Origin of the sequence: Mycobacterium sp., assembly GCF_049683935.1 — a bacterium.
Taxonomy (GTDB): domain Bacteria; phylum Actinomycetota; class Actinomycetes; order Mycobacteriales; family Mycobacteriaceae; genus Mycobacterium.
The window spans coordinates 1-11,287 of record NZ_JBAUJR010000481.1 but is presented as its reverse complement, the minus strand read 5'-3'; the positions used below and the strand labels follow the sequence as shown (position 1 = coordinate 11,287).

The following is an 11,287-nucleotide window of genomic DNA, read 5'->3' as shown; positions in this document are numbered from 1 at the left end:
ATGCACGGCTACGAGATGATCCAGGAGATCAACGAACGCAGCCAGCAGTTGTGGAAGCCCAGCCCCGGCTCGGTGTATCCCACGCTGCAACTCCTTGTCGACGAAGGCCTGCTGATCGCAACCGAGTCCGAGGGCAGCAAGAAGCGCTTCGAGCTGACCGACGACGGTCGCGCTGCTGCCGAGAAGATCGAGACAGCGCCGTGGGACGAGATCACCCAGGACGCCGACCCCGGCGCGATGGGCCTGCGCAATGCCGTCGGCCAACTGATGGGCGCGGTCGCCCAGTCAGCTCACGCCGCGAACGCCGAGCAGCAGCAGCGCATCGTCGACATCGTCAACACTGCCCGCCGCGAGATCTATCAGGTTCTCGGAGAAGACTGACCGCATGGACACTTTTGCCCTCGGCACCCACTCCGTCGGTCGCGTCGGGTTCGGCGCCATGCAGCTGCCCGGACCCGGCGTGTTCGGCCCGCCGCGCGACCACGACCAGGCCATCGCCGTCCTGCGGCGGGTCGTCGACCTCGGCATCAACCACATCGACACCGCGCAGATCTACGGACCGGACGTCGCCAACGAACTCATCCGCGAAGCACTCCACCCCTACCCCGCAAGCCTTGCGCTGGTCAGCAAGGTCGGCGGCAAGCGCGACGACGTGGGCAACTGGCTGCCGGCACCCGAGCCCAACGACCTGCGCCGGCAGATCGAGGAGAACCTCGACACGCTGCAGACCGACAGGCTGGCCGCAGTCAACCTGCGGGTGTTCGGCGGCGAGAATCCCAACGCACCCATCGAGGTGGATCACGACCTTTTCGACCGCCAGTTGTCCGCCATGATCGCAGCGCGCGACGACGGTCTGATCGACGGGATCGGCCTGAGCAACATCGCGGCCGAGCACCTACGAATCGCCCTGGACCGCACCGAGATCGTCTGCGTCCAGAACGCCTACAACCTGCTCGACCGCACGTCCGGGCCGGTGCTGGAACTGTGCGCGGAGCACGGGATCGCGTTCGTCCCGTTCTTCCCCCTCGGGTCCGGCTTCGCCGCCGACAACCCGGTTCTCGGACACCCGGCGGTCGTTCGTGAGGCGGCCCGACTGGGCCACACGCCCGCACAGATCGTGTTGGCGTGGACGCTGTCGGTGGCACCGAACGTGCTGCTGATCCCCGGCACGTCGTCGGTGGCCCACCTGGAGCAGAACACCGCGGTCGCCGACATCACGCTCGACGACGACATCCGACAGGAGCTCGACGCCGCCGCCTGAGATCTCAGGCGGTGACCGACTCCTTCGGGGCGTCGATCGAGTGACCGCGCATCACCAGCCAGTGCAGCCCAGCACCCAGGGCCGCGCCGAACACCCAGGCGAACCCGGACAGCGCATGCAGCGCAGGCACCCAGACCGCGGAGATCGCGAACACCCCGGACACCGCGAAGGCCCACAGCGCCCGGACATTCCAGCCCTTGTTGAAGTAGTAGATGCCGACAGGATCGACCGAGTACAGGTCCTTCATCTTGAGAGTCTGGCGCCTCAGCAGGAAGTAGTCGGCGATCATGATGCCGTACAGCGGAGCCAGGACCGCACCGAGCGTGTCGACGAACTTGGGCAGACCCGCATTGCCGATGACCGACACCCACAGCGCGCCGATGATGAAACCCAATGCTGCGGTGATGAACCCGGCGATCCGGAAGTTCAGCTTCTCCGGCTTCAGGTTCACGATGTCGTAAACCGGCGGAATGAAGTTCGCCACCAGGTTGATGCCGACCGTGGCGATGAAGAACGTGACCGCGGCCAGGATGCTGAGCCACACGTTGCCCACCGCGCCGACGATGTCTGCCGGGTTGGTCATCGGGTCGCCCTGGCCGTCCTGGAACACGATGTAGGCGCCCGCGGTGATGAACAGCGACAGCAGCGTGAAGAACGTCAGGCTCACCGGGAGTCCGAGCAGGTTGCCCTTCTTCATTTCCTGGTCGCTGCGGGTGAAGCGGGCGAAGTCGCCGAAGTTGATGATCACCGCCGAGAAGTAGGCGATCATCGTTCCCACCACCCCGAAGAATGCGGCGATCGCGGCGGTGCCCTGTTTCTCCCCGGCGAACAGATCGCCGACCGAGCTCAACAACCCGGAACCGGCCTGCCACCAGATCGCGACCAGCAGCAGGATCATCACCGCGTAGACCGCGGGACCGGCGAAGTTGAGGAACTTCACGATTCCGTCCAGACCGCGGACGAACAACCAGATCTGGAAGCCGGCCACCACGGTGTAGGAGACCCAGTCCACCCAGGTCATCCCGAGGAACATGCCGGTCGGCGTCGCACCGAGCACCGCGTTGATCGCCAATGCGACTGCGGTGGAGGCGAAGTAGGTCTGGGCGCCGTACCAGAAGATGGCGACGATGCCCCGGACCGTCGCCGGGAACATCGCCCCCCGCACGCCCATCGACGCTCGGGCCACCACCGGATAGGGCACGCCGTACTTGACGCTCGGCCGTCCCGACCAGTTCACGAAGAACATCACCAGTGTTCCGGCCAGGACGATCGCCCCCAGGACGAACCAGCCGTTGATGCCGGCGGTGACGAACAGGCTGGCGGCCAGCGTGTAGCCGGCCAGGCTCTGGACGTCGTTGGTCCAGACGTTGAAGATCTCGAACCAGCCCCATTTCCGCTGCGCCGGCGACGTCGGCGCCAGTTCTTCGTTGTGGAGTGAACTGTGCGCCTCCGACGCCACGAAGTCGTCGACGACGATCGCCGCCGACGGCGACGAGGAGATGATCAAGGGGTCGTGGTGGACGGGGTCGCTCTGGTCGGCGGCCATCAAGATCCTTTCCCGGACCGCCGGACCCACCGGACCGGCCCGTACGGCCTGGCACACCCTGGACGGCGCGCCGACATCTCGTGACGCTATGACGCTGTGGTTGCGGTGATGTGTGCCTCGTGTTTCCCTCCGATGACCGACGTTGCGACCGGTCGTCCATGATGGAGGGCGTGGGTACCTCAACAGTCAGCACGATCGACATCGCCCGCATGCCCCGGGGCGGCCCGAGTGCCTCCTGTCTGGACCGGCTGCTGCAGACCGACCGTCTGGAGTACCTGGACCGCACCTCTGACGGAGATGCGGACCTCGAGGCGCGCAAGCGCAGCGTGATCCGCGCGCTGGACTGGACCGGCGAGATGTTCGGCAACCATGACAAGTTCGCCGAGATCGTGCTCGACGAGGTCGCCGAGGTCGCCGACCCTCGGATCCTCGAATTGGGCGCCGGCCACGGTGGACTGTCCCGCAAGCTGCTCGACTGGCATCCGACAGCGCGGCTGACGGTGACCGACGTCGAACCCGCATCGGTGGCGGCGATCGCGGCAGGCGACATCGGAACGCATCCGCGCGCCACCGTGCGCGAGATGGATGCGACGTCGCTGGATGCCGACGACGGGGAATTCGACCTCGCGGTGTTCGCCTTGTCCTTCCATCACCTGCCGCCGGAGGCGGCCGCACGGGTGTTCGCCGAGGGCACCCGGGTGGCGACCAAGCTGGTGATCATCGACCTGCCGCGGCCCCCGGCGCCGCTGCACGTGCTGCAACTTGCCGCGATGCTGCCGCTGGCGCCGTTCGCCCCGTTTCTGCATGACGGGGTGATCAGTTCGCTGCGTGCCTACAGTCCGTCGGCGATGCGGGCGCTGGCCGCCTACGCCGACCCGTCGATCGAGGTGGAGTTACGCGGCGGGTTGCTCAGTCCGCAAGTGGTGGTGGCATCTCGCCGATAGGCTTCGGCACGTGGGCGAGGAACTGAAGCAGACAGTGTTCAGTCGCGCGCACCGCCGGGACTACCGACGCAAGGTGCAGTTGTCCCTCGACGTCTTCGAGACCATGCTCGCGCAGTCGAGTTTCGACTTCGAGAAGCCACTGACCGGCATGGAGATCGAATGCAACCTCGTCGACTCCCACTACCAGCCTGCGATGAGCAACTCCGAGGTACTGGCCTCGATCGCCGACCCTGCCTATCAGACCGAATTGGGCGCCTACAACATCGAATTCAACGTGCCACCGCGGCGATTGCCGGGGCGCGCCGCGCTGGACCTCGAGGGTGAGGTCCGCGCCAGCCTCAACGCCGCCGAGGTCAAGGCCAACACCGACGGCGCCCACATCGTCATGATCGGGATCCTGCCCACCCTGATGCCCGAGCACCTGTCCGGGCCCTGGATGAGCGAGTCGACGCGCTATCAGGCCCTCAACGACTCGATCTTCACCGCCCGTGGTGAGGACATCATGATCGACATCGCTGGTCCCGAACGGCTGTCCCTGCAGACCGCCTCGATCGCACCCGAATCGGCGTGCACCAGCATGCAGTTGCATCTGCAGGTCTCCCCGGCCGACTTCGCCAACAATTGGAACGCCGCCCAGGTGCTGGCGGGCCCGCAGTTGGCCCTGGGCGCCAACTCCCCGTACTTCTTCGGCCACCACCTGTGGTCGGAGACGCGGATCGAACTGTTCGCCCAGGCCACCGACACGCGGCCCGACGAGCTCAAGACCCAGGGAGTGCGCCCGCGGGTGTGGTTCGGGGAACGCTGGATCACGTCGATCTTCGATCTGTTCGAGGAGAATGTGCGCTACTTCCCGTCACTGCTTCCCGAGCTGTCCGACGAGGACCCCGTCGCCGAGTTGGCAGCCGGCCGCACCCCGCAGCTGTCGGAACTGCGGCTGCACAACGGCACCATCTACCGATGGAACCGGCCGGTGTATGACGTGGTGAACGGCCGACCGCACTTGCGCGTCGAGAACAGGGTGCTGCCTGCGGGGCCGACCGTCGTCGACATGATGGCCAACTCCGCGTTCTACTACGGAATGCTGCGAGCACTGTCCGAGGAGGACAGGCCGCTGTGGACGAAGATGAGTTTTGCTGCGGCAGAAGCCAATTTCCTGGCCGCCGCCCAGCGGGGAATGGATGCCCGGTTGTACTGGCCGGGCCTGGGTGAGGTCACGCCCGACGAACTGGTGCTGCGCGAGTTGTTGCCGATGGCCGAGGAGGGTCTTCGCCGGTGGGAGGTTGCCGCCGATGTACGCGACCGCTACCTCGGGGTGATCGAGGGCCGCGCCAAGACGGGCCGAAACGGAGCGGTGTGGCAGTCGGCGGCGGTCGAGGCGCTGCAGGGTCGCGGGCTGAGCCGGCCCGACGCGCTCGCCGAGATGCTGCGGTTGTACTGCGAGCGGATGCATTCCAACGACCCGGTACACACCTGGGACCTGCCCCGCTGACGGTTTCGCGTCATTCGGCCGCGGCCCGACCCTCTTGACCGAGGCGCTTTCAGATGGTCTGATCTGAACAACGTTCGAATCCGAACGTTGTTCAGAAGAGGTGACCGCATGCCACGGACCCGACGCACCACATCGGTCCTGCCGTATGGCGCGCTCGACCGGGAACACCTGGTCAAGCACCTGCTCGAACTGGCCCGCCGGGTCGGCGTCGAGAACGTCACGATGCGCAACCTCGCCGCCGAGGCGGGGACGTCGGCGTCGTCGGTCTACTACCACGTCAAAGACAAGGCCGCGATGCTCGACCTGCTCACCGACTCGGTCCTCGAGAGCATAGAGATCCCTGTCGACGGCGGCTGGGAGGACCGGATCACAGAGATCTACGGCAACGCCTGGCGCGCGATGGTCGCCGTCCCGGGCATCGCCGCACTGATCCAGCAACGCCCGATGATCGGCGCAGCCCACGCCATGAACCACACCGCCAAACAGATCCTGGCCGAATCACGTTGGGCACCAGATGATGTGGATTCCGCGCACGCGGTCCTCTACATCCATCTCCTCGGCTCGGTGCAGCTCGAACACCATCTGCGACGCACCGGAGCGGGTGATGCCCAGCTGCTCTTCGAACACGGCCTGCGCGTCATCCTGGCCGGCCTGCACCACTGCTCTGCACCACCACCGGCCTGACCGAAGGAGATCCGATGGCCCCGCCCCTGCACTCCCCCGCGTTCTACGCAGGCGATCCGTACCCCGCCTACCGGGAACTGCGTGCCACCCAACCGGTGTGCTGGAACGCCGAGGCCGGTTTCTGGGGGCTGCTGAAGTACGAGGACATCAGATACGTCTCGACCAACCCGGCGCTGTTCTCCTCGGCCAAGGGCATCACCGTCCCCGACCCGGCAATCGGCAACCCGGTGCTCGACGGCAGCCTGATCTTCACCGACCCGCCGCGGCATCGGCAACTGCGCAAGCTGATCAACACCGGGTTCACTCGCCGCCAGGTCGCGATCCTGGAACCCAAGCTGCGCACGTTCGCCCGGGCCGCACTGGACAGCATCGATCCGGACGCCGGCGCCGAGTTCGCCGAACAGATCGCCGCGCCGCTGCCGACGCGGATGATCGCCGAGTTGCTCGGTGCTCCCGACCAGGACTGGGAACAGTTCCGGACGTGGTCGGATGCGACGGTGGGGATGGACGACCCCGACGTCGAACTGGACACCTTCACCGCGCTGGGCCAGCTCTACGAGTACTTCCAGGAGCTGATCTCGCTGCGCCGCAGCGGCGCCCTCGGCCACGCCGACGATCTGCTGTCGGTTCTGGTCGCCGCCGAGGTGGACGGTGAACGGCTGACCGATCAGGACCTGCTCCAGTTCTGCTTGCTGCTGCTGGTCGCCGGCAATGAGACGACCCGCAACCTCATCGCGCTGGGCACGCTGGCGCTCATCAACAATCCCGAGCAGTTCCGGCTGCTGCGGGAGCATCCCGAACTGATGCCGTCGGCGGTCGAGGAGTTGCTCCGCTTCACCACGCCGGTTGCCAACATGTCGCGATGTGCCACCCGGGATGTCGAGATCCGCGGACAGCTGATCCGCGAGGGCCAGTACCTCACCATGCTCTACGGTTCGGCCAATCGCGATGAGGAGATCTTCGGACCCACCGCCGAACAGCTCGACATCACCCGGAACCCGAACCCGCACTTGGCGTTCGGGTGTGGTGAACATTCCTGTCTGGGTGCGCAGCTGGCCCGCCTGGAAGCGCGGGTGCTGTTCGAGGAACTGCTGGCCCGCTTCGAGCAGATCGAACTCGACGGTGCGGTCGTCCGGATGCAGGCGACGATGGTGCCCGGGGTCAAGCAGATGCCGGTGCGGTTGGCGACGACAACGGTCAGCGCGTAACCGCTGCCAGCGCCTCGACGAGTGTCTCGAGATCGGCATCGGTGACGTCGACGTGCGGCGACACCCGCAGCGCCGGTCGGGTCATCTCCCGCGGCGCACGTTCCAGACCGAGGAACGTCGTGACGATGGAGTGCTCGGCGATCAACCGCGCCCGCACCTCCATGGGGTCGATCCCGTCGGGCGGCTGCAAGGTCGTGATGGCGCTGGGTTCGTCGTCGGGTTCGACGACACGCCACCCGGTGGCCTGCCCGAGCGCGCCGCGGGTGACGGCACCGACCTCGCGCAGCCTGGCCTGAATCTCCTGTGGCCCCGCCGCGACATGCTCCCCGAGGGCCACTGACAGCGCGACGTGCAGCCCGATGTTCTTCTCCGCGTGACTCAACCGCAGCATCGTGGCCTCGGAGAACCAACCGGGGCGGGTCGCCAGCATGCCGACGCCCCGCGGGCCGGCCGTCCACTTGCGCGACGTCGTGTACAGCACGTCGGCCCCGATGCCGGTGCAGTCCAGATGGGCGAAACCCTGGGCCGCGTCGACGATCAGCGGGATGTCGTGTGCCCGGCACGCCGAGGCCATCTCACGTACGGGTTGCACGATCCCGGTGTGGCTGGCCAGCACGGTGAAGTGCACCAGCGCAGGCGGATTCGACGACAGGAACGCACCGACCGCGTCGAGGTCGAGACGGCCGAATCCGTCGACCGGAAGCTCGCGGATCTCGAAGCCGTGACGCTCCATGCTCATCAGGCTGGGGCCGAACTCCCCCGGCAGGCACGCCAGCGTGCGTTCCCCGGTCCACTCGCCGAGCAGGACGTCGAGTGCGTGGTTGGCACCCGTGGTGAGGACGACGTCGGCGTCGCGCATCCCGGTCAGTGCCCGGACCGCGGCATGACCCGCATCGAGGGCGGGGGCGGCGGCCTCCGCGGCGACGTAGCCGCCGACCTCGGCCTCATGACGGGCGTGCTGGGCAGCGGCGTCGATCACCGCGAAGCTCTGCCGCGAGCAGGCTGCGCTGTCGAGGTGCACCCCGGCGACGGGCGGCCTTGCCGCGCGCCAACTCTCGGCGAGCGTGGGGTCTGGGGCCGGAGTCACTTGACCGACAGCGACAGTCCGAAGTCGCCGGGCTCGTCGGTCCACCAGTGGGTGCGGCGCAGTCCGGCGGCAGCCAACTCCGCGTCCACACCCTCGCGCCGGAACTTGCAGGACACCTCGGTGAGCATCTCCTCGCCGTCGGCGAAGTCGACGTCGAGGTCCAGCGCGGCGATCCGGACACGCTGGGTGCGCGTAGACCTCAGCCACATCTCGATGCGCTCCTCGGCATCGTTGAACCGGGCCACGTGTGCGAACGCGTCTATATCGAAGTCGGCGTCGAGTTCCCGGTTGACCACGGCCAGCACATTGCGGTTGAACTGCGCTGTCACTCCCGCGCTGTCGTCATAAGCGCGGATCAGCCGGTCGGTGTCCTTGATCAGGTCGGTGCCCAGCAGCAACGAGTCGCCCGGTTGGAGAAGGTCGGCCACCGAGGACAGGAAGTCGGCGCGCGGCCCGGGAGTCAGGTTGCCGATCGTCGATCCCAGGAATGCGACCAGGCGCCGGCCCTCGGAAGGGATCTTGCCCAGGTGCTCTTCGAAATCGCCGCAGACCGCGGTGATCTCGACACCGGGGTACTCCTTCTCGATGGCCGCTCCCGCCGCGGTCAGCACGCTGGCGTCGACGTCGAACGGCACGAACCTGCGCAGCGATCCCCGGTCGCGCAGTGCGTCGAGCAACATCCGGGTCTTCTCCGAGGTGCCGCTGCCCAATTCCACGAGCGTGTCGGCGCCGGACGCAGCGGCGATCTCCGCGGCACGCGCGCCGAGGATCTGCGCCTCGGCACGGGTCGGGTAGTACTCGGGGAGGCGGGTGATCTGGTCGAACAGGTCGCTGCCGACGGAGTCGTAGAACCACTTGGGTGGCAGCGACTTCGGAGTCTGCGCCAGACCGTCGCGGACGTCGCGGCGAAGCGCTTCCTCGGCGGCGTCGGCGGCCAGGTAGTTGGCCAGTGAGAACGTCATCACGATCCTTTCAGCGGGGTGAGCTGCACACGCTCGTCGATGACCTCCACGAGGTGGCGGTCGGGGATCTCCTGCCAGGCGGGGTCGTCGTCGTAGGGTTCGCTGGCTAGTACCACGCCGTCGTCTCGGCGCAGCACCGACAGGGTGTCTCCCCACGTGGTGGCGACGAGTCGAGAGCCGTTGGCGGCCAGGATGTTCAACCGGGCGTTCGGGTCGTCGGCCGCGACCTCGGCGATGGTGTCGGCGAGTCGCTCCATGCCGCGGTCGAAGATGAGCGCCGCGAGCAGGGCACTGTCGTTGGTCGCTTCGGCCTGCCGCGTCGCGGGCAACACTGCGCGGTCGACGATCCCATTGTGCGACAGCAGCCAGGTTCCGTCCGTGAACGGCGCCGAGGCCGACGGCTCGATCGACATGCCGACGCTCGCGGAGCGCACCGCCGCCACCACACAACCGCTGACCAGTGCCGGTGCGACAGAGGCGAATGACGCGTCACCCCACAGCGGTGCCGCGCTACGCCAGCGTCGCGGCACCTCGCTGTCGTAAAAGCCGATGCCCCAACCGTCGGCATTCATCAGCCCGTGCTTCTGGCGTCTGGGTGCATAGGACTGGATCAGCAGGCCGGACGGTGGGTCGAGTATCAGCGACGCCACCGACACCGGCGCACCGAGCCAGGCCAGATGCCTACACATCCCACGCCAACCGCACGCCCGAGAAGATCTGCCTGCGGATGGGGTGATCCCAGTTGCGGAAGCTGGGCCGCAGGATGCCCGCCGCAACCGCCCAGGATCCGCCGCGCAGCACCCGGTAGTCACCGGAGCCGACGCCGTCGAAGAACGGTTCGGAGTACCGGTCGTAGACCATCGGGGTGAAGCCCGGCCACGGCCGCAGCGGCGAGGTCGTCCACTCCCACACATCACCCAGCATCTGCTCGGCCCCGTACGCCGACGCACCCGCGGGGTAGGCGCCGACCGGTGCCGGGCGAAGCGCGTCGCCCCCCAGATTGGCCAGCTCAGCGGTGGGTTGTGCGGCGCCCCAAGGGTATCGACGCCGGGACCGGGAATCCGGATCCCAGGCACAGGCTTTCTCCCATTCGATCTCGGTGGGCAGCCGCGCACCCGCCCAGGCCGCGTAGGCCTGCCCCTCGAAGAAGGTGATGTGCTGAACGGGTTCGTCACCGGGGATGTCCTCCACGTGGCCGAACCGGGTGCGGGTGCCGTCACCGTTCCAGAACAGTGGGGCCGCCAGACCGGCCTGCTGCCGATGGGCCCAGCCCGCCTCGGTCCACCAGTGGCTCTCCCGGTAGCCGTCGCCGTCGATGAACTGCTGCCACTCGGCGTTGGTCACCGGCACCCGGCCGATGCGGAAGGCGGCGACATCGACGGCGTGGGCGGGACGTTCGTTGTCCAGCGAGAAGGGTTCCGCCGCGGCGTCGACCCCGAGAACGAACTCACCGGCAGGGACCAGCACCGACGTCCCGGCCACTCCGGCGCGTCCCGCGGGCAACACGCTGCCCCGGTCGAGCAGCGGCGCACCGGTACGCAGGTTCAGCGCCTGCAGCATCGTCTCGTCGTGTTGGTTCTCGTGGCTGACCACCATCCCGAAGGTGAATGCGTCGGGGTGTCCGTCGGGCAGCGCGTCCAGCGCGTCGAGGATCTTGCCACGCACGGTGGCGCAGTACGCGCGGGCATCGGCGGGGGGCAGCAGCGGCAGGCCGACCCTGCTCGCCCGGGAGTGCGTGAACGCGTCGTAGAGCTGATCGACCTGTCGTGACAGCAGGCCGGGCCGGTTCGGGTCCCCGCCGCGGAGAAGCCAGAACTCCTCCTGCTGGCCGATATGCGCCAGATCCCAGACCAGCGGGCTCATCAGCGGGTCGTACTGGCGGTGCACCTCGTCGTCGTCGAAGTCGACGAGCCGCAGCGTGCGGTTCCTCGCCGCGGCCAGTTCGTCGGCGAGCATCTCGCGTGACGTCACAACTCCCCTTGTGCCAGTTGGGTGACCGCGCCGGCGATCCCGTACCGGACCGCGCGGTCGGCGAAGTCGTCGGCCGGGCTGCGGCCCTGTTCGACCGAACGCATCAGCAGCCCCATCGATTCCTCGAGGTCGCCC

Annotated in this window: 11 protein-coding genes and 1 pseudogene; 6 read left to right on the top strand and 6 right to left on the bottom strand. The window is 67.6% G+C overall.

The genetic code is table 11. From position 1 onward, the window contains the following. The coding region (locus WA965_RS27275; protein WP_526448235.1) for a PadR family transcriptional regulator at positions 1–381 on the top strand (381 nt) is incomplete at its 5' end. Between the two features lie 4 nt (positions 382–385). After that, complete coding sequence (locus WA965_RS27270) at positions 386–1,261, top strand: aldo/keto reductase (protein WP_526300480.1); 876 nt, start codon at positions 386–388, stop codon at positions 1,259–1,261. Positions 1,262–1,265: 4 nt separating this feature from the next. Here the strand turns inward: WA965_RS27270 and WA965_RS27265 are convergent, their stop codons facing one another. Then, positions 1,266–2,807 carry an NCS1 family nucleobase:cation symporter-1 gene (locus WA965_RS27265; RefSeq protein ID WP_526300482.1) on the bottom strand — a complete coding sequence of 514 codons (1,542 nt, stop codon included), beginning with the start codon at positions 2,805–2,807 and terminating at the stop codon, positions 1,266–1,268. Between the two features lie 209 nt (positions 2,808–3,016). Between WA965_RS27265 and WA965_RS27260 the strand changes: the two genes are divergently transcribed. The 4 genes from WA965_RS27260 to WA965_RS27245 all read left to right on the top strand — a co-directional run bounded on the left by WA965_RS27260 (position 3,017) and on the right by WA965_RS27245 (position 7,132). Further along, positions 3,017–3,751 (top strand): class I SAM-dependent methyltransferase, encoded by a 735-nt coding sequence (locus WA965_RS27260; RefSeq protein WP_526300490.1) that lies wholly within the window; start codon positions 3,017–3,019, stop codon positions 3,749–3,751. Between the two features lie 10 nt (positions 3,752–3,761). Beyond that, positions 3,762–5,240 (top strand): glutamate-cysteine ligase family protein, encoded by a 1,479-nt coding sequence (locus WA965_RS27255; protein ID WP_178357464.1) that lies wholly within the window; start codon positions 3,762–3,764, stop codon positions 5,238–5,240. Positions 5,241–5,348: 108 nt separating this feature from the next. Further along, entirely contained in the window at positions 5,349–5,924 is a 576-nt protein-coding gene (locus WA965_RS27250) for a TetR/AcrR family transcriptional regulator (protein WP_526300484.1), read from the top strand. Between the two features lie 14 nt (positions 5,925–5,938). Next, positions 5,939–7,132: a cytochrome P450 gene (locus WA965_RS27245; RefSeq protein WP_526300486.1), complete on the top strand. Its 1,194-nt coding sequence runs from the start codon at positions 5,939–5,941 to the stop codon at positions 7,130–7,132. Here WA965_RS27245 and egtE read toward each other — a convergent pair. From egtE to WA965_RS27220, 5 genes and pseudogenes are all read right to left on the bottom strand, one after another. After that, positions 7,122–8,219, bottom strand: a complete 1,098-nt coding sequence (gene egtE / locus WA965_RS27240) for an ergothioneine biosynthesis PLP-dependent enzyme EgtE (protein ID WP_526448234.1) — start codon at positions 8,217–8,219, stop codon at positions 7,122–7,124. The genes WA965_RS27245 and egtE overlap by 11 nt on opposite strands. Beyond that, positions 8,216–9,181, bottom strand: coding sequence for an L-histidine N(alpha)-methyltransferase (gene egtD, locus WA965_RS27235; protein ID WP_526295446.1), 966 nt, complete (start codon positions 9,179–9,181; stop codon positions 8,216–8,218). Before egtD ends, egtE begins: the two co-directional genes overlap by 4 nt. Further along, positions 9,181–9,870, bottom strand: coding sequence for an ergothioneine biosynthesis protein EgtC (gene egtC / locus WA965_RS27230; RefSeq protein ID WP_526295448.1), 690 nt, complete (start codon positions 9,868–9,870; stop codon positions 9,181–9,183). The genes egtD and egtC overlap by 1 nt, the downstream gene beginning before the upstream one ends. Then, positions 9,863–11,152 carry an ergothioneine biosynthesis protein EgtB gene (egtB, locus tag WA965_RS27225; protein ID WP_526295450.1) on the bottom strand — a complete coding sequence of 430 codons (1,290 nt, stop codon included), beginning with the start codon at positions 11,150–11,152 and terminating at the stop codon, positions 9,863–9,865. Before egtB ends, egtC begins: the two co-directional genes overlap by 8 nt. Next, a pseudogene (locus tag WA965_RS27220) lies at positions 11,149–11,287 on the bottom strand (ergothioneine biosynthesis glutamate--cysteine ligase EgtA); the annotation flags it as partial. The gene egtB and the pseudogene WA965_RS27220, both read right to left, overlap by 4 nt.